Origin of the sequence: Pseudomonas gregormendelii, from assembly GCF_017114825.1 — a bacterium.
GTDB classification, from domain to species: domain Bacteria; phylum Pseudomonadota; class Gammaproteobacteria; order Pseudomonadales; family Pseudomonadaceae; genus Aquipseudomonas; species Aquipseudomonas gregormendelii.
This window is the reverse complement of record NZ_JADEVO010000001.1, coordinates 132,163-157,488: the sequence shown is the minus strand read 5'-3', so window position 1 is coordinate 157,488 and position 25,326 is coordinate 132,163. Positions and strand designations below refer to the sequence as shown.

The window sequence follows — 25,326 nt, the reverse complement described above, 5'->3', positions numbered from 1 at the left end:
GACAAGGGCGTTTTTCATTGGCTCGTTGTTCGGGAAATACCCGCAATCAACCGGCCCGGCGCAACAACCAGACCCCGGCCAGGGCGCACACGCTGGCAGGCACCAGCACCGCAAACAGCGGCGAGAAACCGAACACCAGGCTCGATGGCCCCAGCAGATCCTGGACGATTCGGAAGGTGAACCCCACCAGTACACCGGTGAACACCCGCTGACCGAGGGTCACCGAGCGCAGCGGACCAAAGATGAAGGAGATCGCCATCAGCACCAGTGCCGCAGTGACCAGCGGCTGCAACACCTTGACCCAAAATGCCAACCAGTAACGGCCGTTATTCAGCCCCTGGTCGGCCAGGTAATGGATATACCCCCACAAACCGGAGATCGACAGAGACTCTGGCGCCATGACCACCGTGCTCAGCAGTTGCGGACTGAGGGCAACTTCCCAGCGCTCGACCGGGGCCGCAACCACTTCAGTGTTCTTCTCATGGAATACCGTGGTGGTGACATCGCTCAGCTGCCAGTGGTCCTTGTCGAACTCCGCACGCTTGGCGAAGCTGGCCGACAGCATGTGCCGCTCTTTGTCGAAGCGATAGCGGGTGACACCGTACAGCAAGCCGTTGGGTTGTACCGAGTTGACGTGAATGAACTCGTCACCCTGGCGATGCCACAGGCCGTGACGGGCACTTTGCGCGTCACCGCTGCCCTGGGCCAGCGAACGATTGGCCTGGGCAGCGCTTTCGGTGGCCGGCGCAACGTATTCGCCGATCAGGACTCCGACAACCATCAGCACCAGCATCGGCTTCATTACAGCCCAGACGATCCGGCCAATGGACACGCCAGCGGCGCGCATGATGGTCAGTTCGCTGTTGCTGGCCAGGCTCCCCAGGCCGATCAGGCAGCCGATCAATGCCGCCATCGGCAACATGTCGTACAAACGTCGGGGGGCCGTCAGCAGGACGTAACTCAGCACGTCCAGCAAGGTGTAGGTATCGCTCGCATCGCCCATCTCGTCGATGAAGGCGAACAGCGTCGCCAAACCGAGAATGATGCCCAATACGGCCAGGATGGCCACGAAAACACTGCTACCAATGTAGCGATCCAGCTTAACCACGGGCCACCTCCAGCGCGCTGCGGCGACTCGCCATCTTCAGGCGCAGGGGCTCCCAATAGAGCAAGCCCAGCCCAATCGCCAGGAAGATTCCGTGCACCCACCACAAGCCGAGGGCCATCGGGATCTTGCCTTTTTCGAGCGCGCCGCGAGCGGCAATCAGGATGGTCAGGTAGGCCATATAAAGAAGAATCGCTGGCAGCAGCTTGAGGAATCGCCCCTGGCGCGGATTCACTCGCGACAGCGGCACCGCCATCAGGGTGACAATAAAGACCAGCAACGGCAGGGACATGCGCCATTGCAATTCGGTGCGCGAGCGAACGTCATCGCTGCCAATCAGGCTGCTGGTGGGCATCGCGTCACGGTCGGTGACTTCGTCGCTGACATCCGGCTTGGGCAGCAGCACGCCGTACTCGTCGTACTTGATGGCGCGATAGTCGGCCTGGCCCGGCTTGCCGTCGTAGCGATAGCCATTGTCGAGAATCAGGTAGCGGTTGCCGTCAGGGCGGATTTCCTGGCGCCCCCTCTCGGCCACCAGCACGGAAATTCCGCGATCCTTCTGGTCGGTGCTGGTGTTCTTCTGGGAAATGAACACGCCACCGAGGTTGATGCGATCGTCCGTCAGGGTCTCGGTGTAGGTCACCCGCGTTCCATCACGCAGGGCCTGGAAGCGGCCCGGCTCCAGGGTGTCGAATTCAGTCAGGGCGTCTTGCTTGTTCAGCAGCAACTGGAACTGGTTGGCCCCTTGTGGCGCCAGGCTCAGGCTCAGCCATGCCACCACCAATGCCACCAGGGTGGCCGGGAACAGGGTCATGGCGAACAGCCGTTGCTGACTCATGCCGGTGGCCGACAACACGGTCATTTCGCTTTCGAGGTACAGGCGACCGTAAGCCAGCAGAATGCCCAGGAACAGGCCCAGTGGCAGGATCAGTTGCAGGAAGCCCGGCAGACGAAACCCCATGATCAGGAACAGGGAGCCTGGATCCAGCAGGCCCGCAGCGGCCTGGGCGAGGTATTTGATGAAGCGTCCGCTCATGATGATGACCAGCAGCACGGCGCTGACGGCGCTCAAGGTCAACAGGACTTCGCGGGATAGGTAACGAAAGACAATCAAACCAGACACTCCAGGGTTGTCAGGCGAAGGCGGCCAAACAAGCAAACGTAGCAGGCGGACCGCAAAGCAGGGCCGCCGAAAAAGATGGCGCATTATCCTGTGATTGCATGCGCCTGTCACTGCGCGCGTTCGCCATGCGGGGCTCACTCGCGATGCTCGTCAACGATTACGCGGGACGTCTGACACTCAACAGTGCTCTCAGGTTCATCGGCGCAACGCCGCCCGGATCCAGTTCGCTCCTGCAAGGGCGGCCGGAACCGTGACGAACCTGCGACCCAGGGTTGTCAGGCGCCGCCGACGAGGTTCAAACTGCGGCCTTTGCCGCAAGCCTGCCTTGCGTACTCTATTTATAGGCAAGTTCAGACACTTGCGTGTTGATCATTGATTCAGGGGCCCCGACATGGAACTGGTTGTAAAAAGCGTTAATCCGCAAACGTTGAAAACCGCCACGCTGGTGGTTGCCGTCAGCGAAGGCTGCAAGCTCGGCGCCGTGGCCAGCCAAATTGACGCACTGAGCGGCGGCGCGATCAGCGCCGTGCTCAAGCGTGGCGACCTCGCCGGCAAAGTTGGCCAGAGCCTGCTGCTGCACAGCCTGCCCAACCTCAAGGCCGAGCGTGTACTGCTGGTCGGCGTCGGCAAGGACGAAGAACTGGGTGATCGCCCATTCCGTAAAATCATTGCCGGCATCCTTAACTCCCTCAAGGGCCTGAACGGCAGCGATGCGGTACTGGCACTGGACGAAGTCGTGGTCAAGGGTCGTGACAGCTACGGCAAGACCCGCCTGCTGGCTGAAACCCTGGTGGACGGCCAATACACGTTCGACCAGTTCAAGAGCCAGAAAGCCGAGCCACGCGCCCTGAAGAAAATCACCCTGGTGACCATCAAGGCCGCCCAGGCTGAAGTCGAGCGTGCCGTGGCCCACGCTACCGCGATCGCCAACGGCATGGCGTTCACCCGCAACCTGGGCAACCTGCCGCCGAACATCTGCCACCCGACTTTCCTGGGCGAGCAGGCCAAGAGCCTGGGCAAGGAATTCAAGAGCCTGAAAGTCGAAGTCCTTGACGAGAAGAAGATCAAGGACCTGGGCATGGGCTCGTTCTACGCCGTGGGCCAGGGCAGCGCCCAGCCTCCGCGCCTGATCGTCATGCAATACAACGGCGGCAAGAAATCCGAGAAGCCGTTCGCCCTGGTCGGCAAAGGCATCACTTTCGACACCGGCGGCATCAGCCTCAAGCCGGGCGCCGGCATGGACGAAATGAAGTACGACATGGGCGGCGCCGCCAGCGTCTTCGGTACCCTGCGCGCCGTGCTCGAACTGAAACTGCCGATCAACCTGGTGTGCATCCTGGCCTGCGCCGAGAACATGCCGAGCGGCAACGCTGCGCGCCCAGGCGACATCGTCACCACCATGAGCGGCCAGACCGTGGAAATCCTCAACACCGACGCCGAAGGCCGCCTGGTGCTGTGCGACGCCCTGACCTATTCAGAACGTTTCAAGCCCCAGGCCGTGATCGACATCGCGACCCTGACCGGCGCCTGTGTCGTCGCCCTGGGCGCACACACCTCCGGCCTGCTGGGCAACAACGACGAACTGATCGGCCAGCTGCTCAGCGCCGGTCAGTCCGCAGACGACCGTGCCTGGCAGTTGCCACTGTTCGATGAGTACCAGGAACAGCTCGACAGCCCGTTTGCCGACATCGCCAACATTGGCGGGCCGAAAGCCGGCACCATCACCGCAGCCTGCTTCCTGTCGCGCTTTACCAAGAACCTCAACTGGGCGCACCTGGACATCGCCGGCACCGCTTGGACCAGCGGCGGCAAGGACAAGGGCGCCACTGGCCGTCCGGTGCCCCTGCTGACCCAGTACCTGCTGGACCGCGCCAAGGCCTAAATATCGCTCACTGACCACTGTAGGAGCGAGCTCGCTCGCGAAAAACTCAAGATCACCGCGATTAACCTGGTTTCCCGCGTAATCGTTGACGACCTTCGCGAGCAAGCTCGCTCCTACAGATTCCGCGGAAGTTGATTCCAGGAACCGCAATGACCAAAGTCGACTTCTATATCCTGCCCAGCGCCGATCCGTCGGCGCGGCTGGACTTCGCCTGCAAGCTCACTGAAAAAGCCTGGCGCATGGGCCATCGCATCTACCTGCATTGCAGCGATGCGAGCCAACGTGACGATCTCGACGCACGCCTCTGGGCGTTCAAGGGCGAAAGTTTCGTGCCCCATGGCCCCGCCGAGAGCGAGCCGCAGGGTCTGATTGTGCTGGGCCTGGGAGACGACTGCGGTCAACATCAGGACCTGCTGGTTAATCTCGACCTGAAAGTACCGACCTTTGCCAACAAGTTCGCCCGCGTGGCGGAAGTGGTGGTGGAAGACCCGGTGATTCGCCAGGCCGCGCGGGAGAGTTTCCGTTTCTATCGCGAACAGGGCTATCCTTTGCAAGACCACCGTTTACAGCGACTCTGAGTATTCCGATGGACACGCCAAAACAGCAACAGTCCGCGCATCTGCTGGACGACCTCGAGTCGATCCGCCAACTGCTCGGCGATGACAACCTGCAACCACCGTTGCTGACCGACACGGTCGAGGACGAGGATCAGGAACAGATCCCCATGCTGTTCGAGGCTGCCGGCAACCCGCCAGCCGCCAGCGAACCGCCCCCTGCCCCGGCTGCCGAAGATAAAGGCCCGGACGCCTTGCTGCATCTGGACGGCGAGCTGCGCGCCGCTGCCATGCTGATCATGCAAGACGTGATCGACGACTTTGCGCCGCACATCGAAACCGAAATCAAACGCCGACTGGCGGCGCGGATGGAGCGGCTGCTCAGCCAGTACGAGTAGCCCACGCCATTCCAATGTAGGAGGTGCCGCAGGCTGCGATCTTTTGACTTGATCTTCAACGATTCCGGAAAAGATCAAGATCAAAAGATCGCAGCCTTCGGCAGCTCCTACCGTGTTCGCACCGTGAGAGATGACGCGCCCTGTCCGCCCCTGCTCGCCCTTCGCCCCATGCCCCGCTATACTCGTCGGCTTTTCCTGAATTAATGCCAATAGGGTCCCGCCGCGCATGGATAAGACCTACCAGCCGCACGCCATTGAAACTTCCTGGTACAACACCTGGGAGTCTGAGAATTACTTCGCCCCGCAAGGCGCGGGCGAGTCCTACACCATCATGATCCCGCCGCCGAATGTGACGGGCAGCCTGCACATGGGGCACGGCTTCAACAACGCGATCATGGACGCCCTGATCCGTTTCCGCCGCATGCAGGGTCGCAACACTCTGTGGCAGCCGGGTACCGACCACGCTGGTATCGCTACGCAGATGCTGGTGGAGCGTCAACTCGAAGCCCAGGGTCAGAGTCGCCACGATCTTGGTCGCGAGAAATTCCTCGAGAAAATCTGGGAATGGAAGGATCAGTCCGGTGGCAACATCAGCCGCCAGATCCGCCGCCTTGGCTCGTCCGTAGACTGGAGCCGCGAGCGCTTCACCATGGACGACGGCCTGTCTGAAGCGGTCAAGGAAGCATTCGTGCGCCTGCACGAAGACGGCCTGATCTACCGCGGCAAGCGCCTGGTCAACTGGGACACCAAGCTGCACACGGCGATTTCCGACCTCGAAGTGGAAAACCACGACGAGAAAGGTTTCCTGTGGAACCTCAAGTACCCGTTGGCCGACGGCGCGAAAACCGCTGAAGGCAACGACTTCCTGATCGTCGCGACCACTCGCCCGGAAACCATGCTCGGCGACGCCGCCGTGGCCGTTAACCCGAACGATGAACGCTACAAAGCCCTGATCGGCAAATTTGTCGAGCTGCCGCTGGTCGGCCGCCGCATTCCGATCATCGCCGACGATTACTGCGATCCTGAGTTCGGCACCGGTTGCGTGAAAATCACCCCGGCCCACGATTTCAACGACTACGAAGTCGGCAAGCGCCACAATCTGCCGCTGCTGAACATCTTCGACAAGAACGCCGCCGTCTTGCCGGCCTGCCAGGTGTTCAACCTCGACGGCACACTGAACGAAAGCATCGACGGCAAGATCCCGGCTGAATACGCAGGCCTGGACCGCTTCGAGGCGCGCAAGCAAATCGTTGCCGCCTTCGACGCCGCCGGCCTGCTGGTCAGCGTCGACGATCACGCCCTGAAAGTGCCGAAAGGCGATCGCTCGGGCACCATCATCGAGCCGTGGCTGACCGACCAGTGGTACGTGTCGACCAAGCCTTTGGCCGAGCCTGCAATTGCTGCCGTTGAAGACGGCCGCATCCAGTTCGTGCCGAAACAATACGAAAACATGTACTTCTCGTGGATGCGTGACATCCAGGACTGGTGCATCAGCCGTCAACTGTGGTGGGGTCACCGGATCCCGGCCTGGTACGACGAGTCGGGCAAAGTCTACGTCGGTCGCGACGAAGCCGAAGTGCGCACCAAGCACAACCTCGGCCCGGACGTGGCGTTGCAACAGGACAACGACGTACTCGACACCTGGTTCAGTTCGGGCCTGTGGACGTTCTCCACGCTCGGCTGGCCTGAGCAGACCGAATTCCTGAAGAAATTCCACTCCACCGACGTGCTGGTGACCGGTTTCGACATCATTTTCTTCTGGGTTGCCCGGATGATCATGCTCACCATGCATTTGGTGAAAAACGAAGACGGCACGCCGCAGGTTCCATTCAAGACCGTGTATGTGCATGGCCTGGTGCGCGATGGCCAGGGCCAGAAGATGTCCAAGTCCAAGGGCAACGTCCTTGACCCGCTGGACATCATCGACGGCATCGAGCTGGAAGATCTGGTGCAGAAACGCACTTCCGGCATGATGCAGCCGAAACTGGCGAAGAAGATCGAGAAGCAGACCCGCGACGAATTCGCCGACGGCATCGCCAGCTACGGCACCGACGCCCTGCGCTTCACTTTCTGCTCGCTGGCCTCCACCGGTCGCGACATCAAGTTCGACATGGGCCGCGTCGAAGGCTATCGCAACTTCTGCAACAAGATCTGGAACGCGGCGCGCTACGTGCTGGACAAAGGCGAAGACTGCGGCCAGAACGGCGAAGCCTACGAACTGTCCCTGGCGGATCGCTGGATCATCTCGCAGCTGCAACGCACCGAAGCCGAAGTGACCCGTCAACTCGACCAGTTCCGCTTCGACCTGGCCGCACAAGCCTTGTACGAGTTCATCTGGAACCAGTATTGCGACTGGTACCTGGAACTGTCCAAGCCGGTGCTGTGGGACGAAAACGCGCCGGTCGAACGCCAGCGCGGCACCCGTCGCACCCTGGTTCGCGTACTGGAAGTTGCCCTGCGCCTGGCGCACCCGTTCATGCCGTTCATCACCGAAGAAATCTGGCAGCGCATCGCGCCGCTGGCCGGCATCGAAGGCAAGACAATCATGCTGCAGCCTTGGCCAGTGGCCAATGAAGAGCGCATTGACGCAGCCGCCGAAGATGACATCGAATGGCTGAAAACGCTGATGCTCGGCACGCGTAACATTCGCGCCGAAATGAACATTGGTCCAGGCAAGCCGCTTAACCTGTTCCTGAAGAACGTCAGCGCCGAAGACCAGCGTCGTCTCACCGAAAACGAAGCCCTGCTGAAGAAGCTCGCGCGCCTCGAGTCGATCACTGTGCTGGCGGCAGACGAAGAAGCACCACTGTCCGCGACCGCCCTGGTCGGCGAGATGGAAGTGCTTGTGCCAATGGCCGGCCTGATCGACAAGGACGCCGAGCTGGCGCGCCTGGACAAGGAAATCCTGCGTTTGCAAGGTGAAGTCCAGCGCGTGGGCGGCAAGCTGTCGAACGCCGGTTTCGTCGACAAGGCGCCGGCCGAAGTCATCGAGAAGGAACGCGCCAAACTGGCCGAAGCGCAACAGGCTTTGGGCAAACTGGCCGAGCAGCATGCGCGGATTGCCAGTTTGTAACGGCACGGCGCAATGAAAAGGGAGGGCCATACGGCTAATGCCGTATCGGTGTTCGCTGGGAGTGTATGGATACGGGCCAAGTGCTTTGTGTAATCAGCATTTGGCCCGCGCCTGAGCGGCTACTGCAGTATGTCCCCACGGGGTACGGATCGTTGCCCTGCGATATCTTCAGTGATGGTGCAGATTGTCAACGGGAGCATTTGCTCGGGTATGGCTCTAGCTCTGACAAGGACAGCTTTATAGCCATTTTGATCATTGCAATCAGTGGCTTCGGGTGTTCCGAGTTTGTACAGGTAATTTTCGATTTGCGGATTATTCATCGATAACCAATTGACATGGTAGCGACCTCCCAATTTCTTGATTTGCAGCTCTGGAGTCGGGGCCGGACCTGCCTTGTGCAATTTGGCCGCCAGGATCAGTGCATTTCGAGCCGTACGGCTGTCGACGAGGGCAGAACCTGATGACATTCCGACGATGCACAGCATGTTCATGCCGATCTCAGGCCCGATCGTGGCGTTTATATAGGGATTCCGGGACGGGAGTGCTGGGCCGTAGCCGGTTGGGTCCTGGCATGCCTGTACATCATTGGTCGTTTTATAGCGATAGTGGTCCTTATCAATACCGAACGATAGATCCCAAGTGGGATAGACAGGATTGCCTTGCTCATCGAGTGTCGGTTTGGCGTGCTGCAAGGGACGGCGCGGCAGGGTGACGGAAAAGACCGGGGCGAGGTCGCAGCCCACAGCGTTGGCGTCAAACACGCCATCGAAGAAACAGCGGTTGAGAAAGGTAACGTCATTGCCGTAACTGCTGCCTGGAGATTCACTCCTGTCACTTGAGCCTTGACCCTCGGTGGTGACGCTTACAAGGGCGAATACCGTATTTAAGTTACGCGTCAGCATGGGGCTGCCGGAGCTGCCTGGGGCTACGCCCGTGCATCCATTCATGACCATATCCGGCCAAACCCAAGGCTGGTTTATGACCGGTCCGCCTTCCTCACTGGTGCAGGCAGCCACTTGCAGGGTCTTACCAGAAGGAGCCCCCACATTGAGCACATTGCTTCCTTCGGTTGGGAGCGTTGAGGCCAAGAGAAAAGGTTTAATGCCGTGCTGGATCAGGGTTTCCAGTGAGGCTTCCAGTTTGAGCAAAGCCAGGTCCCTTGACTTGACCTCGCTGTAACTGACTTTAGAAATCTTGTAGGCCTGACGCTGACCTCGCGTGTCGGCAAACAAGTTGAATATTACGACTCCTTTTGTCGGCTTGTTGAGGATGACCTCGCCATTGGTGTGTGAGATACAGTGACCAGCGGTCAGGACATAGGCCGGAGAGTTCGCATCGCTGGCAACACTTCTGGTATCCAGTAGAGTACCCGTACACGGCCAGCCCCCTTTGGTTTTGACCCGACCAATTCCCCTCCAGTGGTCATGAGTGCCGTTATTAGTAAGCACTTTATAAGCCGAATTGTTTACCAGGCCTTCACCGTAATCGTAAACATCGGCAGTTGCAGGGGCTGACGTTGTAGGGCCCGATGTTGTTGCCTGGCGTTGTGGCCCACTAGTCTTGCCAAACGTAGCTCGCATACCCGCGACATCCGTGTCGGCCTGCATGCCCAGCGCCCGATGCTCATGAGGTTGCAGGACAGAGGCAATGGCGCTGAAGAAGCTGTCGGTGTCTTGTTTGACATCAATGTATTCGTCGTTGATCGGGGAATAGGCTCTGTAATGGCCATTGCCGTAATTACGCAGGATCACGTCGTTTTTATTTGCGGCAGCCAGATCAAGACGCTGCCCTGGCTCCAGGATCGTCAAGTTGCGGTCCAATCTGGACAGTTCCTGTTTTGCTATCTGACGCGTCAAGGTATCGGCATACGGGTTATAGAAGCGCGGGTGGTCAACAGCATCCTGTGCCTGCTCGCGTCCCACTGTTTTTTCCAGTTTTGTCCTCGCTTCAGTAAATGCTGCGGGCAGTGAACCGGTCGCCAGGTAAGCGCGTTGTTCGCCCTCGGACAAAGGTGTTGTCTGGAGGAATGCTTCAAGACGTGCATGTGAAAGGTTCGGCGTTTCATTGTGGAGTTTACGAACCAGCTCGGATGCGGCGGGTCTGCTCCAGAACGGCATGAAAGGGTTTTTAAAGGCTTCGGGTAATCCAGGGTCGGCCTGACTGCAACTGGCATGCAGTATTGCATTGAACAATTGTGGACGGTGTTGTTCCGCCAGGAGTGCGATCTGCTCACGCAGGTGAACAATGCGGCCGGCGCGTGTTTCGCTGCCCCTGAAGTCCCCACCTCGCCCCAGTTGGGAGTCTTCCGGCTGTTCAGCCAGGAGGAGGCTGAACAATTGTTCCTGGCTCGATACCCCGGCAGAACGGTCGGACCTGCCCAGGTATTCACCGTTATTAGCGCGCGTCAGGTGAATCGTATGCTCGATACCTTCCACGTTGCCGCTCTTGGTGTATGTCGCCAAATGGCTGCCTTCTGAATCGAGCAAGGCGAGCGCCGTATTTGCCGGCCAGCCAGCTGTTTGCACGGCCAGTGCGAGTACCGGGCCGTGGTCGCCATCCTGCGGCAGGTAACCCTTATTGGGCATGTGGGTGATGATGTCGTTAATCAAACGGTCTGCATGACCGCGTCGTTGCATATCCGCCCTTTCGCCCTGCGATGGATTTTGCGAGTCAAGCAGCGGAAATTGATAGGGCTCGGTGTGGGTCTTATTGGCAGGCCTTGTCGAATTGGCAGGGTCGTTCCAAACCGATGCTCCTGGATAGGACGAACGAGTAACCGCGTCGAAACCAAAGCTGCCTTCAGGCACGTCTGGATTGACCGGCCGACCGGCGAGGCTCCTTGCCGCGCGTGGAAGGAGCGCGCCGCGCTTATTGGCGGGCTTTGCTTGTTCGAGCGATACAAGCGTCTCTGCTATTTTGTTCGGTTTGGCGCCTGTTTTATGGTGTTCGTCTGCCCCCAGCATAGGCCTTTCTAAGTCGATCAGTGCCGACGGGTATTTGTACAGGTCCACACGTTGTTGTTCTGCCGGCAGCGGCGTGACTCTTGGTTCGTGTCCGGAGCCCAGGTAAAAAAAATATCTCACATAATCCATAACACGGTAGGGAGGGAGTCGCGGTCCTTCTGCCCCTATTTTTGAGATGACCTCTTCCAGGAGTGAGTTGTTATTTTTTACTTGGAGAAGTCCGTACTTGGGCTCCGAAAAGATCTCTCCGGCAGCTGCGGTCATTAACGAGATCGGCGTTGTCGAAAATGGAGGAGAAAAAAGTGCAGTTGTTGGCATTGTCGCGTTCCCTATTAAAAAGCTGACCGGTCAAGGCAGCGCGGACTGCAAGCCCTGACCGGCGGCAAAATATTAAGGAATGAGTCAATGCAGAACCTGACGCCGGACAGGCAATGAGTTTCGGGAGATTGCAGGTGATCGCAGTGTTTGTCACAACTGGGTTCACAAGGCCTGGATGTGGGACAATGCCCGTCACTTTCAGCCATACCCGAATCGATCACACCCATGAACGCCCCCCGCACACCAAGACCTGCGCGCAAGAAGCCCGAATCCGCGACCCCGGCCAAAGCCGTCGAGCCCCGCGAAAAGGCCAGCCTGCACCCGCGCAACCGCCACCAGGGTCGTTATGACTTCCCGGCGCTGATCAAGACCACGCCCGAACTGGCGAAGTTCGTGATCACCAACCCATACGGCAAGGAAAGCATCGACTTCGCCAGCCCGGACGCGGTGCGGGTGTTCAACCGCGCGCTGCTCAAGTCGTTCTACGGCGTGGCCCACTGGGACATCCCGGCGGATTACCTGTGCCCGCCGGTTCCGGGGCGTGCCGACTATGTGCACTTCCTGGCCGACCTGTTGGCCAGCGTCAATGACGGCGAAATCCCCCGTGGCGCGCCGGTCAAGGTGCTCGACATCGGCATGGGCGCCAACTGCGTCTATCCGCTGATTGGCTACAGCGACTACCGCTGGCACTTCCTCGGCTCGGAAATCGACCCGACCGCCGTGGCCGCTGCCAAGGCCATCGTCCAGTCCAACGGGCTGAACAAGGCCATTCAGTTGCGCCAGCAAACCAACCCCAAGCGCATTCTGCTGGGGTTGCTGGAACCCGGCGAACGCTTCGACCTGACCATGTGCAACCCGCCGTTCCACGCTTCGATGGACGAAGCCACCAAGGGCAGCGAGCGTAAATGGCGCGCACTGGGTCGCGCCGACCCGAAACGCAAGCTGCCGGTGCTGAACTTTGGTGGCCAGTCGGCTGAACTGTGGTGCGAGGGCGGCGAGGCGCGCTTCGTGACTCAATTGATCGCCGAGAGCGCGCATTTCCAGCACAAGGTGCTGTGGTTCAGCACCCTGGTGTCCAAGGCGTCGAACCTGCCCGCGATCGAGATCGCCCTGAAAAAGGCCGGCGTGCTGGAAAGCCAGGTCGTGGAAATGTCCCAGGGGCAGAAGAAAAGCCGTTTCGTCGCCTGGACGTTCCAGACCAAGAGCGAACAGCAAATCTGGCGTCAGCGCTGGGCTCGCTGAGACCGTAGGCGCTGCGGCACGCTGCGATCTCTTGATGTTGTTGTGAAAGATCAAGAGATCGCAGCCTCGTTTCACTCGACAGCTCCTGCAGCGGTGATACTCCCGCGATGGTCCGAGCCCTCCGGCAAATCACAGGCACAAAAAAACCGTGCCCGGATCGCTCCGGAGCACGGTTTTTTTTACACGTCTTACTTGTTAACAGCGTCGGTCAGGCCTTTGGCCACAACCAGCTTGATAACTTTCTTGGCAGCGATTTCGATGGCAGCGCCAGTCGAAGGGTTGCGGCCAGTACGGGCAGGACGTTCGGTCACTTTCAATTTGCCGATACCTGGCAGAGTGATTTCGCCGCCATTTTCCAGCTGATCGGCAACGATTTGGCCCAGTTGGTCCAGAGCATTACGCGCGGTGGTTTTTGGCGCGTCGATAGCTTCAGCGATGTCGGCGATCAGTTGGTCTTTAGTAAGAGCCATGTAGTGTTCCTTCCCTATCAAATTCATATGGATTGCAGAGTGCAGTGTCAGCCATCGAGCCCGATCTTCTGGATCTGGCACCCTCGGCCAATAACCACGGGATCGGGGTTATAGATACCGAAATCAGGGTTTGGTTCGACCTGACAAATGCTGAATGCACGCTTAACGCAGTGACTTCGCGCAAGACCGGGCAAAACTAGCACAGAGACGGGGAAATATCCGCCTCTAGCTACCCATTTGGTCAGCTTTATTGGTCTAAAACGTTAAAAAACAGCATAAGGGCCGCTGCGCACCCGCAAATTGCCCCTCAACCCCCGTAGGAGCTGCCGAAGGCTGCGATCTTTTGATCTTTTTTGTTTAAAAAGCAAAGTCAAAAGATCGCAGCCTTCGGCAGCTCCTACAAAGGGCATGCATACCTAGTTGCGGTACACTGGGCGCTTTTTCGGGGAGCGCGCCCTCCTCTCTACAATCAGCCGAGAAGCCCATGCCGATCCGCCATTGCATCGTCCACCTGATCGACAAAAAACCCGACGGCACGCCTGCAGTTCTGCATGCCCGCGACGAAGAGTTACCTGAGTCGAGCGCCATCGAGAACATGCTTGCCGACCTCAACGAGAGCTACAACGCCAAACAAGGCAAGGCATGGGGTTTGTTCCATGCCGAGTCCGGGGCGCACCCGTTCAGCGGCTGGCTGAAGGAGTATCTCGAAGGGGGCAAGGACTTCACGGCATTCAGCCGGGTGGCGGTGGAGCATCTGCAGAAGCTGATGGAGGAATCCAACCTCTCGGTCGGTGGGCACGTGCTGTTTGCACACTATCAGCAAGGCATGACTGACTACCTGGCCATCGCCCTGCTGCATCACAGCGAAGGCGTCGCCGTGACCGAGCAGCTCGATGTGACCCCGTCCCGCCACCTGGACCTGGGTCAGCTGCACCTCGCGGCGCGGATCAACGTGTCGGAGTGGCAGAACAACAAGCAGTCCAAGCAGTACATTTCGTTCATCAAAGGCAAGAACGGGAAAAAGGTCTCGGAGTACTTCCGCGACTTCATCGGCTGCCAGGAAGGCGTCGACGGCCCCGGTGAAACCCGCACGCTGCTCAAGGCCTTCAGTGATTTCGTTGAAAGCGAAGACCTGCCGGAAGAGTCCGCCCGGGAGAAAACCAAGACGCTGGTGGACTACGCCAGCAGCCAGGCCAAGATGGGTGAGCCCATGGGCCTGGAGGAACTGTCCGGGTTGATTGATGAAGAACGTCCTAAGGCGTTCTACGATCACATCCGCAACAAGGACTACGGCCTGTCTCCGGAGATCCCTGCGGACAAACGTACCCTGAATCAATTCCGTCGTTTCACGGGCCGTGCCGAGGGCCTCTCCATCAGCTTTGAGGCGCACCTGCTGGGCTCGAAGATCGAGTACGACGAAGAAGCCGGCACCCTGATCATCAAGGGCCTGCCAACCCAGCTCACCGATCAGCTCAAGCGTCGCAACTGATGCTGCGGGGCGTGCTGAAAAAATTCCTGCTGATCCTGCTGGTGATCGTGGTCTATCAGAACTGGGGCAAGATCGAGCGGGTGTTCAATCCGTCCCAGGTGGTATCGGAGCAGACCCAGGCCAAGGCCGATGTGGTGCTCTACGCCACTGAATGGTGTGGTTACTGCAAGTTGACCCGACGGTTTCTCGACCAGAAAGGCATTCCCTACAAGGAGTTCGATATCGAGAAGGATGCCCAGGCGCGCAAGGCTTACGAGGCGCTGGGTGGCGGCGGTATTCCGATCATCGATGTAAACGGGACGTTGATTCGCGGGTATGACCCGGACGCCATACTCGCAGCCTTGAAATAAACAAGATCGCAGCCTTCGGCAGCGCCTGCAGATGAGCACCGCTCTAATTCAGGAACTGCCGGAGGCTGGGATCTGTTGATCTACCGCTGCTTTTCGAGACGAAACCCGAATCGCGGGAAATGCACATGCACCACCCCGCACCGCTCATCCTCGCGACGCAGAATCAGCTCTTCACTTCCGGCAAACACCAACTCACCCGCCACCGGATCAACCCCATAATCCGTGGCCGCAATCACTACCTGCTGACCCGCCTCGAAACCGTTAGGTTCTGCAAAGCGTTCCTGCGGCAACTGCGCCGGTGTAGCGCTGCGTGCCACCTCAAGCGCTTGCTCTGCAGTCATCTCGCTCGCAGCCCCATGGCCAAAGCCCAAGACGCGGCCCAACCAGGCTGACACTGCCGGATACCCATCGACCAGCGGCGAAGTGACCGGCGTCGCCTTGAGGAACCACAGTGGATGCGCCAGGGCGAAATCGGCAATCGACGGCTCGCCGAAGAGGAAATCACCCTGCTCGCGCTCCAGTTGCTGTTCGAGTCGCGCCATGATCGTCGGCCACTGGTGCCTGGCTTGCTCGGCAGACACGCGGGTGGCGCTGCCACCACTGAACAGCCCGGCGCGATCCGCCAGGAAGGCCTTGATTGCTTCCGGCGGCAGGCTGGCAAAACGCACGGCGACAGATTCCGGCTGGAACACCAGGCTAACGGCATGCTGGAACACCACTGAGTCCGCCCAGGCGGCGAAGGACGCAGCGATCATCTCCTGACCTTCCGGGAAGAGTGCCGGCAAGGCTTTTTCCTGCTCCAGGCGCCGGGCAATCAACGCAGTGTCGCAGTAGATGTCTGCACCGACCTGCAACACCGGCGTCTTGCGATAGCCACCCGTCAAGGCGGTGAGGTCAGGCTTGGGCATCACCGGTGAAATCTTCACCGAGCGCCAGGACAGCCCCTTGAAACCCAACAACAGGCGGGCCTTTTCGGCGAAAGGGGACGTCGGGTAATGATGCAGGATCAACTCGGACATGCTCGGCTCCGCCGCGCGAATTAGGAGTCAGCAGCTTAGCGCGCAATCGGCAGGCGGCCTACGGGTCTGCCTGATGGGAACTGATCAGTCAGATTGATAGTTCGCGACCAGGCACTCCTTGGCGCTTTTCCTGAGTTTCTTGATCAGCCGCTCCTGACGTAGCGCTTCACTCCTGTCGCGACAGGCCTCGGTGTACACCAGGGCCACGGCCGGGCTTGAGAGGAAGAAGCGCGCACCTTTACCCCGCTGATGAGTGGCGAAGCGGCGCACGGGGTCGTCGCTGATCCCGCAGTACAGCGAACCATTGGCGGCACGTACGAGGTAGACGAACCAGGGCTTGCTGATCAGCGGCGTTTCGACGGCGCTAACAGACGTTTGGCTGAGACTGTTCAATTGACGATCTGGATTGGGAAAGAAACAAGTGGCGATCTTATCAGCGCCCGGCCTGGAATGCCTTCAACCCCTTCAATGCCTGGGCCCGAACGGCGTTTTTTACCAAGGGCGACCAGCCCAATAGCAGACCTTTTAAACCCAGCGCCTGGCGCGACCAGGACCACAGGTCAAAAAGGTCGTGGTGCTCGCAGATTTTTCCGTCGCGAAACACGAACCGCGCCTGGATGTCGTTGACCACGGTATTGCCGGTCTGGCTGAACAGGTACGTCGCCACCCAATGTGCACTCCCGGTGCGCTCGTCGGCGCGGACGTCGTCGAACGTCAGGGAAAAGTCCTTGGCGCGAGTGGTGAGCATGCGCCACATATCACCCGCATCACGCCCATGCAGTTCACCGAAGGCCGGGTCACTGAACACCACGTCATCGGTGTAGCAGGCGCTCATGGCCTCGGCATCCAGCCGCTGGAAAGCCTGGTAAAACCGGGTAATCAATGCTTGGTGGGCATCACTCATGTGCAGGCTCCCTGGGTTGCAAAACAGTTTTGAAGATTGCCCGCACGATAGCCTGCCAATTCGCGGAACACTATCGGCATTCGTGGGCCGAATACCGATAGTGTCCGAGGTGTCAGAGTTTTTCGCTGACTACTTGAACGTACAACGATCGCCCGGCTCCCAGGCCGGCAAGGATCGCGCCCAGGCCGATGACCCCGAAAATCCAGCCGACCGCCGCCCAGCCGCCGGTCCAGTCATGCACGATGCCGACCGCCAATGGCCCCATGGATGCCAGGGTGTAGCCGAAGCCTTGGGCCATGCTCGACAGGTTCGCCGCTACGTGGGCATCTCGCGAGCGCAGCACGATCAGGGTCAGCGCCAGGCTGAACGCCCCGCCCTGTCCCAGCCCGAGCAGAATCGCCCAGCCCCACAAGCCATCGATCGGCGCATACAGGCACCCGAACAGGCCACTGAGGGTCAAAGCCATAACGACCACGATGGCCAGGCGCTGGTCCTTGCCGCGAGTCGCCAGCCAGGGAGCCGCCAAGGAACTGGCCAACTGCACAATCACCGAGCCGGACAGCACCAGCCCCGCCTGGGTCGGCGTCAGGCCGCGACCGATCAGGATCGAAGGCAACCAGCCAAACACGATATACGCCAGGGACGATTGCAGGCCCATGTACAGGGTCACTTGCCAGGCCAGCGGGTCACGCAGCAAACCGCGAACCCGGTAGGCGACATTGTGCGCACCGTGTTTGTGCCCGACTTGCGGCAGCCAGAACAGCGCCGCGACCAACGCCGGAATAACCCAGAAGCCCAGGCCCGTTGCCCAGCTCTGGTCGAAATGTTCGCTCAGCGGCACGGTGGCGCCTGCGGCCATCGCTGCCCCCAGGCACAGGGCCATGGTGTAGACCCCGGTCATGGTACCCGCGTGTTTGGCAAAGTCGCGCTTGACGATACCCGGCAGCAATACGCCGATCACACCAATGCTGGCACCCGCCAGCACGCTGCCGGCAAACAGGCCGATTTCGCCAAACGAACTGCGCAGGATGATTCCTCCGGCCAGCGTCAGCAGAATGCCCAGCACCACCCGTTCGGCGCCGAAACGGCGCGCCAGGATCGGTGCCAGCGGTGCGAACAGGCCGAGGCACAGCACCGGCAAGGTGGTCAGCAGACCGGCCTGGGCCGCCGATAATCCGAGGCTTTTCGACACGTCACTGAGCATCGGCGCCATGCTCGACAGCGCCGGGCGCAAGTTCAATGCCACCAGGATCAGGCCCAGCAACAGCAGCCAGGGCCGGCGCAGGATCGGATGGCTGTTCTGCACCTCGTCGTCATCGGCCTCGGCATCGATCAGCAGCTCTTCGAGCTCTGCCGTGCGTTTGGCTTCAGGGATGTTGCTGTTACGGCTGGACATGGTTTTCTCGTGTTCAAGGTTCATTGATCAACTGCCTGGACAGGGCTTTGGCCCGTTCCGGGTCACGTTGCTCGACGGCGTCCAGCAGTTCGATATGCAGGTCGAACACTTCCTGGCGCCGTGGGGTGATGTTCAGGGTCTGGCGCAGTTGCGCACCGACGATGCTGGAGAAGTAGCGATACAGCTCACTGAGCGTGGGGTTGTGTGCGGCATCGACCAGGCGCCGGTGAAACACCAGGTCGCAGGCGATGTAGCTGTCGAGATCGCCATGGTAGTGGCTGCCGCTGACCCCCAGTGCTTCACGCAAGGCCACCAGGTCTTCGTCAGTGCGGCGCAAGGCGGCCAGGCCAATGGCCTCGACTTCAAGAATGTGCCGGGTTTCGCGGGCCTGCTCATGAGAGCAGCGGGACAGCGCTTTGAGGGTGTCGAGTGGATCGATCACCGCGCGCAAGTAACTACCGTCACCCTGGCGAATCTCAATCAATCCGGAAAAGGCCAACACGCGCATGGCTTCACGCACGGTATTACGGCTGATACCGAGCTCTGCGGACAACTCGGGTTCGGTGGGCAGGCGTTGGCCCACAGTCCACGTGCCTTCGGTAATGCGTAAACGAAGCTGATCCAACGCCTGGTCGACCAGAGATCTTTTTACCAATGGAGACATCTGAGCCAAGACACCCTTGCAGTCATCCAATCATAGGATGTATTTCCTGACATGTTAGTCAGGTTTGCTCCTAAAGGCAACCGCTGCTCCATCCAGGTAGAACAGCCAGCTCACATCCGACAGATATTGAGGAACTTTCCCGCAACAGCCTCAGGCCTTTCCGATAGATGATCGCTGCACCCGGCCAATAGACTTCCTGCACCCAAGGCACTGCCTTGGGGCGTGCTTCAGCGCCTCCTAACTTCACACAGACAAGGAACACGCTATGCAGGAATTCAAATACGGCAACAAATCAGAACCTTCATTCTTTCTGGACACTGCCCCTGATCTGGTCGTCGTCCGAACCCTTCCCGGCTTGCCAGCCCTTCTCGACACCACCGCCCCCCCCTGGACCATGCACAACGGGTGATTCATTTCGAGTCGTCAGGACTGAGCGTTTTCAAGTTGCCAGCCGACTCCGGGAATCTGCAGGCCTGCAAGCGCTGCTTGCGTCAACTACCCAACGTGCGTTTCGCCGGCAGCGTCCTGGTGGCGGCGGACACCAGGGAACCCGTGATCTATACCGAAAATATCTTCATCAAGTTTATCGACTCACACGACTCGCTGGCCTGCGAAACCGTACTCGAAGAAGCAGGACTGACGATCAAGACAAAAGTCGTTTACGCACAAAACGCTTATTTCGTGACGCCAGGAGAAGGCTGCGGAACACAGGTATTCAATCAGGCACTGACCTTGCTCGAACGTGAGGATGTGGAGTACTGCCATCCTGAACTCCTGACAAAACGTCACTCACGCACTATCCACCCCAATCAGTGGCACCTGAAAAAAACCACTGTAAGCTATCAGTATGAAATTGATGCCAGTGCCAACGTCGAGGCTGCCCACGCCCTGAGTCTGGGCGCGAATGTAGTGATCGCCGTCATAGACGATGCTTTTGATATCGACCATCCCGAATTCACCTCGGCCGACAAAATCGTCGCCCCGAGGAGCTACAGAAACCCAAGGCAACCCGGAGCCGACCCGCGCCCTCAGCACGCCGATGAAAGCCATGGTACCGCCGCCGCAGGTGTCGCCTGTGCCGATGGCCTGCATGGCGCAAGCGGAGTCGCACCCAGAGCAAGACTGATGCCGATCAGCCTGGGTGACGCGGAGTCACTGGGAGGTCAGACCGAAGCGAACGCTTTCGTCTGGGCTGCGCTCAATGGCGCGGACATCATCAGTTGCAGTTGGGGCCCTCCGGACGGAAACTGGGCCGACCCTATGGATCCGGCCCATCATCAAGTCCATCCGTTACCCGCCAGTATTCGCCTGGCCATCAATTTCGCCGCGCTCAGAGGGCGAAAGGGCAAGGGCTGCCCGATTTTCTTCGCCGCCGGCAATGGCAGTGAAAGTGTCGACAATGATGGTTATGCCAGCCATCCACTGGTCATGGCCGTAGCCGCCTGCAACGACCACAGCCGCCGCAGCGCCTACAGTGATTACGGAAAAGCCATCTGGTGCGCGTTTCCCAGCGATCAGGAACAGCACCCGGATTACAATTTCCAGCCCAGCAGTTTTCCCGCTCGCACCCGCGGCATATGGACAACAGATCTGCGAGGAAGAAATGGCTACAACGACAAAGCCCTTGGGCAAGGTGACTTGTGGGGCAACTACACCGAGAGCTTTGGCGGAACGTCGAGCGCCTGCCCCGGCGCCGCCGGGGTGGCGGCTCTGGTTTTATCGGCCAACCCCGCGCTGACACGCACCGAGGTTCGCTCGATCCTTGCTGACTGTTGCGACAAGATCACTCATTTCCTGGATGGAGCGATGGGAGAATATGATCAGAATGGCCATAGCCACTATTACGGTCACGGCAGGCTCAATGCATTGAAGGCAGTGCAGTTGGCCTTGGATAAAAAGACCAGCTGATAGCAGGCGGTTGTCGATTGGAAAAAAATAAACCCGGCACTCAGTCCGGGTTTATTTCACTGCCGAGCGTCGATCAATGCAGGATCTGGCTCAGGAACAGCTTGGTGCGCTCATTCTGCGGGTTGTCGAAGAAGTCATTCGGCGCCGCCTGTTCAACGATCTCGCCTTTGTCCATGAAGATCACGCGGTTGGCCACGGTACGGGCGAAGCCCATTTCGTGGGTCACGCAAAGCATGGTCATGCCGTCTTCGGCCAGGCCGATCATGGTGTCCAGCACCTCTTTCACCATCTCGGGGTCGAGTGCCGAAGTCGGTTCGTCGAACAACATGATTTTCGGCTTCATGCACAGGGCACGGGCAATCGCCACGCGCTGCTGCTGACCGCCGGACAGTTGCCCCGGGAATTTATGCGCCTGCTCCGGAATGCGTACGCGTTCCAGGTAGTGCATGGCGATTTCCTCGGCCTTGCGCTTGGGCATCTTGCGCACCCACATCGGCGCCAAGGTGCAGTTCTGCAGGATGGTCAGGTGCGGGAAGAGGTTGAAGTGCTGGAACACCATGCCGACTTCGCGACGCACCGACTCGATCTGCTTGAGGTCGTTGGTCAGCTCCACGCCATCGACCACGATGCGCCCCTGCTGGTGTTCTTCCAGGCGATTAAGACAGCGAATAGTGGTGGATTTGCCGGAACCCGACGGGCCGCACAGGACGATTCGCTCGCCCTGCTTGACGTTCAGGTTGATGTCCTTGAGTACGTGAAACTGCCCGTACCACTTGTTCACGCCCTGCATCTGGATAATGCCTTCAGGGCTCACAGGCTGTTTAATTGCTTCGCTCATAAAAAGAACTCCTAACGCTTGTGGCCAGTGTCGAGCTTGCGTTCCAGATGCATGGAATAGCGCGACATACCAAAACAGAAAATCCAGAACACCAGGGCGGCGAACACGTAGCCTTCAGTGGCCATGCCCAGCCATTTCGGGTCGGCGGCCGCTTGCTTGACGCTGTTGAGCAGGTCGAACAGGCCGATGATGATCACCAGGCTGGTGTCCTTGAACAGCGCAATGAAGGTGTTGACGATGCCAGGGATCACCAGCTTCAGGGCTTGCGGCAGGATCACCAGGCCCATCGAGCGCCAGTAGCCAAGGCCCATCGCTGCGGCTGCTTCGTACTGACCTTTGGGAATCGCCTGCAAGCCACCGCGCACCACCTCGGCCACATAGGCCGACTGGAACAGGATCACGCCGATCAGGGCCCGTAGCAGCTTGTCGAAGTTCATGCCTTCTGGCAGGAACAACGGCAGCATTACCGAGGACATGAACAACACCGTGATCAACGGCACGCCGCGCCAGAATTCGATGAAGGTCACACAGACCACGCGAATCGCCGGCATGTTCGAGCGCCGCCCCAGTGCCAGGACAATACCCAGCGGCAAGGCGCCGGCAATCCCGACGGTGGCGATCACCAGGGTCAGCATCAGGCCGCCCCATTGGCTGGTCGCCACCTGGGTCAGGCCAAACACACCACCGTGCAACAGGCACCAGGCAATGATCGGATACAGCACCAGGAAGCTCAGCCCGTACACCGCTTTACGCGGGAAGCGCGAGATGAACAACGGCGCCACGCCGATAACCGCCAGCCACACGGTCAGGTCCACGCGCCAGCGCATGTCCACCGGGTAGTAGCCGTACATGAACTGGCCGAAGCGCTGCTGAATGAACACCCAGCAGGCGCCCTCCTTCGTGCAGTCGGCCTGGCTGGTCCCGACCCAGTTGGCATTGATGATCGCCCAGCTGAGGATCGGCGGCACCACGAGGTAGATCAGGTAGAACGCAAACAGGGTCAGCAGGGTGTTGAGCCAGCTGGAGAACATGTTGGCGCGCATCCACGCCACCACACCGATACTGCGGTCCGGTGGCGGCATGTCAGGTTTGAAAATATGAGTACTCATGCGCTATTCCTTACCGCTCGATCAGCGCAATGCGCTTGTTGTACCAGTTCATCAGCAGGGAAATGCTGATACTGATCGCCAGGTACACGCTCATGGTGATGGCAATCACCTCGATCGCCTGTCCGGTCTGGTTGAGCACCGTGCCGGCAAACAACGAAACCATTTCCGGATAACCGATACCGGCGGCCAGCGAGGAGTTTTTCGCCAGGTTCAGGTATTGGCTGGTCAGCGGTGGAATGATCACGCGCAGGGCTTGCGGGATGATCACCTTGCGCAGGGTCGGACCGTTGCGCAGCCCCAGGGAGTGCGCCGCCTCGGTCTGGCCATGGCTGACCGACTTGATGCCCGAGCGCACGATCTCGGCAATGAATGCCGCGGTGTACACGGTGAGCGCCAGGGTCAACGCCAGCAGTTCAGGGATCAATACCCAGCCACCGACGAAGTTGAAGCCTTGCAGCTTGGGCATTTCCCAATGCACCGGAGCGCCAAAGATCAACGCGCACAGTGCCGGGATCACCAGGAACAGTGCCAGGCCGACCCAGAATTTGTGGAATGGCACGCCGGTTTCTTCGAAACGTTTGTTGGCCCAGCGGCACATCAGCACGATAGCGACAATGGCCACGCCCACGCCGGCCACGAATGGCCAGAAACCATCCGACGCCAACGCCGCCGGCATGTTCAGGCCACGGCTGCTGACAAAGAAGGTATCGCCAAAGTTATGACTGGCACGCGGTCCTGGCATGGTCAGGAATACCGCGAAATACCAGAACAGGATCTGCAGCAGCGGCGGAATGTTGCGGAAAACCTCTACATACACCGTCGCCAGCTTGGCAATAATCCAGTTTTTTGACAGCCGTGACACGCCGACGATGAACCCGAGGATCGTCGCCAGGATCACGCCGATGAACGTCACCAGCAGCGTATTGAGCAGGCCTATGACAAACACCCGTGCATAGCTGTCCGATTCGGTGTAGTCGATCAGGTGTTGAGCGATGCCGAAACCGGCACTGCGCTCCAGAAAGTCGAAGCCGGAAGTGATGCCCCGGTGTTGCAGGTTGGTCTGGGTGTTGTCGAACAGAAACCAGCCCAGCGAGACCACCGCCACGATGGTGATGATCTGGAATAGCCACGCACGCACTTTGGGATCGCTGAGGCTGAGCCTCTGCTTTGGTGCGCCGATTGAATTTTGCATGAAGTGCCCCGCAAAGAATGGAACAGAACATCACCCGGCGGTTGGCCCACCGGGTGACAGAACCATCAGCGCACTGGTGGTGCGTATTGAATGCCGCCGTTGTTCCACAGCGCGTTCAGGCCGCGGTCGATTTCCAGCGGGGTGCCCTTGCCGAGGTTTTTCTCGAACACTTCGCCGTAGTTACCTACTTGCTTGATGATCTGTACGACCCAGTCTTTCGGCAGTTTCAGATCCTTGCCGTATTCACCGTCAGCCCCGAGCATACGAGCGACGTCCGGGTTCTTGGTGGCCTTGGCTTCAGCTTCGACGTTTTTCGAAGTGATGCCGGCTTCTTCAGCGTTGAGCATGGCGTAGCCAGTCCAGCGGACCACCGCCAGCCACTCGTCATCGCCGTTACGCACGACAGGGCCCAGTGGCTCCTTGGAGATGGTTTCCGGCAGAACCACGTAGTCTTTCGGCGCGGCCAGCTTGCTGCGCTGGGCGAACAGTTGGGACTTGTCGGAGGTCAGCACGTCGCAACGACCGGACTCCAGCGACTTGGCGCTTTCATCGGAGGTGTCGAAGGTGATCGGGGTGTATTTCAGACCGTTGCCACGGAAGTAGTCGGAAACGTTCAGCTCAGTGGTGGTACCGGCCTGGATGCAGATGGTTGCACCGTCCAGTTCCTTGGCGCTCTTGACGCCCAGCTTGTTGTTTACCAGGAAGCCGATGCCGTCGTAGTAGGTGATGAAGCCTGGAAATTTCAGGCCCATGCCCGCGTCACGGGAGCTGGTCATGGTGGTGTTGCGCGACAGGATGTCGATTTCGCCGGACTGCAGCGCGGTGAAGCGCTCCTTGGCGTTCAACTGACTGAATTTAACCTTGGTCGCGTCGCCGAATACGGCAGCGGCTACAGCGCGGCAGAAGTCAGCATCGATGCCGAGGATCTTGCCAGTGGCGTCCGGAACCGAGAAACCCGGCAGGCCGTCACTTACACCGCACTGTACAAAACCTTTCTTCTGCACTGCATCCAGGGTTGCACCCGCCTGAGCGAACCCGCTGACGCCAAGTACTGCGGCTGCAGTCACGACGGCCAGGGTGGATTTCAACATCTTCATTCAAACCTCCAGTTTTGCTCTTGTTGTGTCGGAGCGTGAGTCCAGTCGCACCCTTATGAGGCGTTGTTGACCCGTGTTGGCTTTTTTTAGGGTCAAGCGACGTAGGACCTTAGCTATGAGTCTAGTAGGAGAAAATCCACATCATGGATCACTCACTTCTCACCAGTCGGCCGAACGGGCTGTAGCCCTTCACGTTCGCGAAGCCCGTAGCGGCCACTGGCGAACATCCATC

At 59.4% G+C, this 25,326-nt stretch carries 22 protein-coding genes; 9 read left to right on the top strand and 13 right to left on the bottom strand.

Annotated elements, in window-relative coordinates; all coding sequences use genetic code 11:
- Window positions 1–46 precede the first annotated feature (46 nt).
- The gene (gene lptG, locus IMW75_RS00750) at window positions 47–1,108 is read right to left on the bottom strand and encodes an LPS export ABC transporter permease LptG (RefSeq protein ID WP_045062132.1); all 1,062 of its coding nucleotides are present in this window, start codon (window positions 1,106–1,108) and stop codon (window positions 47–49) included.
- Window positions 1,101–2,219, bottom strand: coding sequence for an LPS export ABC transporter permease LptF (gene lptF / locus IMW75_RS00745; RefSeq protein WP_045062131.1), 1,119 nt, complete (start codon window positions 2,217–2,219; stop codon window positions 1,101–1,103). Before lptF ends, lptG begins: the two co-directional genes overlap by 8 nt.
- Window positions 2,220–2,619: 400 nt before the next feature.
- Between lptF and IMW75_RS00740 the strand changes: the two genes are divergently transcribed.
- The 4 genes from IMW75_RS00740 (at window position 2,620) to IMW75_RS00725 (ending at window position 8,135) form a co-directional block, all read left to right on the top strand.
- A complete protein-coding gene (locus IMW75_RS00740; protein WP_205891626.1) occupies window positions 2,620–4,110 on the top strand; it encodes a leucyl aminopeptidase in 1,491 nt (496 codons plus the stop codon).
- 149 nt (window positions 4,111–4,259) lie between these two features.
- Complete coding sequence (locus tag IMW75_RS00735) at window positions 4,260–4,688, top strand: DNA polymerase III subunit chi (RefSeq protein ID WP_045062129.1); 429 nt, start codon at window positions 4,260–4,262, stop codon at window positions 4,686–4,688.
- A gap of 8 nt (window positions 4,689–4,696) precedes the next feature.
- Window positions 4,697–5,062: a hypothetical protein gene (locus IMW75_RS00730; protein WP_045062128.1), complete on the top strand. Its 366-nt coding sequence runs from the start codon at window positions 4,697–4,699 to the stop codon at window positions 5,060–5,062.
- Window positions 5,063–5,288: 226 nt separating this feature from the next.
- Entirely contained in the window at window positions 5,289–8,135 is a 2,847-nt protein-coding gene (locus IMW75_RS00725; RefSeq protein WP_205891625.1) for a valine--tRNA ligase, read from the top strand.
- Between the two features lie 119 nt (window positions 8,136–8,254).
- Here the strand turns inward: IMW75_RS00725 and IMW75_RS00720 are convergent, their stop codons facing one another.
- Window positions 8,255–11,416 (bottom strand): trypsin-like serine peptidase, encoded by a 3,162-nt coding sequence (locus IMW75_RS00720; RefSeq protein WP_205891624.1) that lies wholly within the window; start codon window positions 11,414–11,416, stop codon window positions 8,255–8,257.
- Window positions 11,417–11,641: 225 nt separating this feature from the next.
- Between IMW75_RS00720 and rlmF the strand changes: the two genes are divergently transcribed.
- Complete coding sequence (gene rlmF / locus IMW75_RS00715; RefSeq protein WP_205891623.1) at window positions 11,642–12,658, top strand: 23S rRNA (adenine(1618)-N(6))-methyltransferase RlmF; 1,017 nt, start codon at window positions 11,642–11,644, stop codon at window positions 12,656–12,658.
- A gap of 188 nt (window positions 12,659–12,846) precedes the next feature.
- Here the strand turns inward: rlmF and IMW75_RS00710 are convergent, their stop codons facing one another.
- Window positions 12,847–13,128: an HU family DNA-binding protein gene (locus tag IMW75_RS00710; RefSeq protein WP_007905514.1), complete on the bottom strand. Its 282-nt coding sequence runs from the start codon at window positions 13,126–13,128 to the stop codon at window positions 12,847–12,849.
- 484 nt (window positions 13,129–13,612) lie between these two features.
- On the opposite strand from IMW75_RS00710, the gene yejK reads away from it, so the two are divergent.
- Together yejK and IMW75_RS00700 are read left to right on the top strand one after the other, a co-directional pair.
- Window positions 13,613–14,617: a nucleoid-associated protein YejK gene (yejK, locus tag IMW75_RS00705; protein WP_045062124.1), complete on the top strand. Its 1,005-nt coding sequence runs from the start codon at window positions 13,613–13,615 to the stop codon at window positions 14,615–14,617.
- Entirely contained in the window at window positions 14,617–14,967 is a 351-nt protein-coding gene (locus IMW75_RS00700; RefSeq protein ID WP_045062123.1) for a glutaredoxin family protein, read from the top strand. The genes yejK and IMW75_RS00700 overlap by 1 nt, the downstream gene beginning before the upstream one ends.
- An 80-nt stretch (window positions 14,968–15,047) precedes the next feature.
- Here IMW75_RS00700 and IMW75_RS00695 read toward each other — a convergent pair whose 3' ends face one another.
- The 5 genes from IMW75_RS00695 to IMW75_RS00675 all read right to left on the bottom strand — a co-directional run bounded on the left by IMW75_RS00695 (window position 15,048) and on the right by IMW75_RS00675 (window position 18,959).
- Window positions 15,048–15,986, bottom strand: a complete 939-nt coding sequence (locus tag IMW75_RS00695) for a glutathione S-transferase family protein (protein ID WP_205891622.1) — start codon at window positions 15,984–15,986, stop codon at window positions 15,048–15,050.
- Window positions 15,987–16,070: 84 nt separating this feature from the next.
- Window positions 16,071–16,379, bottom strand: coding sequence for a GIY-YIG nuclease family protein (locus tag IMW75_RS00690; RefSeq protein WP_205891621.1), 309 nt, complete (start codon window positions 16,377–16,379; stop codon window positions 16,071–16,073).
- Between the two features lie 40 nt (window positions 16,380–16,419).
- Window positions 16,420–16,890 (bottom strand): nuclear transport factor 2 family protein, encoded by a 471-nt coding sequence (locus IMW75_RS00685; RefSeq protein ID WP_045062120.1) that lies wholly within the window; start codon window positions 16,888–16,890, stop codon window positions 16,420–16,422.
- 112 nt (window positions 16,891–17,002) lie between these two features.
- Window positions 17,003–18,310 (bottom strand): CynX/NimT family MFS transporter, encoded by a 1,308-nt coding sequence (locus IMW75_RS00680; RefSeq protein WP_045062119.1) that lies wholly within the window; start codon window positions 18,308–18,310, stop codon window positions 17,003–17,005.
- Window positions 18,300–18,959, bottom strand: a complete 660-nt coding sequence (locus IMW75_RS00675; RefSeq protein ID WP_045062157.1) for a FadR/GntR family transcriptional regulator — start codon at window positions 18,957–18,959, stop codon at window positions 18,300–18,302. Before IMW75_RS00675 ends, IMW75_RS00680 begins: the two co-directional genes overlap by 11 nt.
- 256 nt (window positions 18,960–19,215) lie before the next feature.
- Between IMW75_RS00675 and IMW75_RS00670 the strand changes: the two genes are divergently transcribed.
- Entirely contained in the window at window positions 19,216–19,359 is a 144-nt protein-coding gene (locus IMW75_RS00670) for a hypothetical protein (protein WP_160298074.1), read from the top strand.
- Window positions 19,356–20,858 (top strand): S8 family serine peptidase, encoded by a 1,503-nt coding sequence (locus tag IMW75_RS00665; RefSeq protein WP_205891620.1) that lies wholly within the window; start codon window positions 19,356–19,358, stop codon window positions 20,856–20,858. Before IMW75_RS00670 ends, IMW75_RS00665 begins: the two co-directional genes overlap by 4 nt.
- Window positions 20,859–20,931: 73 nt before the next feature.
- On the opposite strand, the gene IMW75_RS00660 is transcribed toward IMW75_RS00665, so the two are convergent.
- From IMW75_RS00660 to IMW75_RS00645, 4 genes are all read right to left on the bottom strand, one after another.
- Window positions 20,932–21,696 carry an amino acid ABC transporter ATP-binding protein gene (locus IMW75_RS00660; protein ID WP_045062117.1) on the bottom strand — a complete coding sequence of 255 codons (765 nt, stop codon included), beginning with the start codon at window positions 21,694–21,696 and terminating at the stop codon, window positions 20,932–20,934.
- A gap of 11 nt (window positions 21,697–21,707) precedes the next feature.
- Window positions 21,708–22,805 carry an amino acid ABC transporter permease gene (locus IMW75_RS00655; RefSeq protein WP_045062116.1) on the bottom strand — a complete coding sequence of 366 codons (1,098 nt, stop codon included), beginning with the start codon at window positions 22,803–22,805 and terminating at the stop codon, window positions 21,708–21,710.
- A gap of 10 nt (window positions 22,806–22,815) precedes the next feature.
- Window positions 22,816–23,997 carry an amino acid ABC transporter permease gene (locus IMW75_RS00650; protein ID WP_045062115.1) on the bottom strand — a complete coding sequence of 394 codons (1,182 nt, stop codon included), beginning with the start codon at window positions 23,995–23,997 and terminating at the stop codon, window positions 22,816–22,818.
- A 65-nt stretch (window positions 23,998–24,062) separates the two neighbouring features.
- Window positions 24,063–25,094: an amino acid ABC transporter substrate-binding protein gene (locus tag IMW75_RS00645; RefSeq protein ID WP_045062114.1), complete on the bottom strand. Its 1,032-nt coding sequence runs from the start codon at window positions 25,092–25,094 to the stop codon at window positions 24,063–24,065.
- Window positions 25,095–25,326 lie beyond the last annotated feature (232 nt).

What these genes read in the sequence shown, in the direction of transcription:
- IMW75_RS00685 (WP_045062120.1), bottom strand. Translation starts at nt 16,890, where the DNA reads ATGAGTGATGCCCACCAAGCATTGATTACCCGGTTTTACCAGGCTTTC.
- IMW75_RS00670 (WP_160298074.1), top strand. Translation starts at nt 19,216, where the DNA reads ATGCAGGAATTCAAATACGGCAACAAATCAGAACCTTCATTCTTTCTG.
- IMW75_RS00660 (WP_045062117.1), bottom strand. Translation starts at nt 21,696, where the DNA reads ATGAGCGAAGCAATTAAACAGCCTGTGAGCCCTGAAGGCATTATCCAG.
- rlmF (WP_205891623.1), top strand. Translation starts at nt 11,642, where the DNA reads ATGAACGCCCCCCGCACACCAAGACCTGCGCGCAAGAAGCCCGAATCC.
- IMW75_RS00730 (WP_045062128.1), top strand. Translation starts at nt 4,697, where the DNA reads ATGGACACGCCAAAACAGCAACAGTCCGCGCATCTGCTGGACGACCTC.
- yejK (WP_045062124.1), top strand. Translation starts at nt 13,613, where the DNA reads ATGCCGATCCGCCATTGCATCGTCCACCTGATCGACAAAAAACCCGAC.
- IMW75_RS00695 (WP_205891622.1), bottom strand. Translation starts at nt 15,986, where the DNA reads ATGTCCGAGTTGATCCTGCATCATTACCCGACGTCCCCTTTCGCCGAA.
- IMW75_RS00735 (WP_045062129.1), top strand. Translation starts at nt 4,260, where the DNA reads ATGACCAAAGTCGACTTCTATATCCTGCCCAGCGCCGATCCGTCGGCG.
- IMW75_RS00655 (WP_045062116.1), bottom strand. Translation starts at nt 22,805, where the DNA reads ATGAGTACTCATATTTTCAAACCTGACATGCCGCCACCGGACCGCAGT.
- IMW75_RS00645 (WP_045062114.1), bottom strand. Translation starts at nt 25,094, where the DNA reads ATGAAGATGTTGAAATCCACCCTGGCCGTCGTGACTGCAGCCGCAGTA.
- IMW75_RS00710 (WP_007905514.1), bottom strand. Translation starts at nt 13,128, where the DNA reads ATGGCTCTTACTAAAGACCAACTGATCGCCGACATCGCTGAAGCTATC.
- IMW75_RS00740 (WP_205891626.1), top strand. Translation starts at nt 2,620, where the DNA reads ATGGAACTGGTTGTAAAAAGCGTTAATCCGCAAACGTTGAAAACCGCC.
- IMW75_RS00720 (WP_205891624.1), bottom strand. Translation starts at nt 11,416, where the DNA reads ATGCCAACAACTGCACTTTTTTCTCCTCCATTTTCGACAACGCCGATC.
- IMW75_RS00680 (WP_045062119.1), bottom strand. Translation starts at nt 18,310, where the DNA reads ATGAACCTTGAACACGAGAAAACCATGTCCAGCCGTAACAGCAACATC.
- IMW75_RS00725 (WP_205891625.1), top strand. Translation starts at nt 5,289, where the DNA reads ATGGATAAGACCTACCAGCCGCACGCCATTGAAACTTCCTGGTACAAC.
- IMW75_RS00650 (WP_045062115.1), bottom strand. Translation starts at nt 23,997, where the DNA reads ATGCAAAATTCAATCGGCGCACCAAAGCAGAGGCTCAGCCTCAGCGAT.
- IMW75_RS00700 (WP_045062123.1), top strand. Translation starts at nt 14,617, where the DNA reads ATGCTGCGGGGCGTGCTGAAAAAATTCCTGCTGATCCTGCTGGTGATC.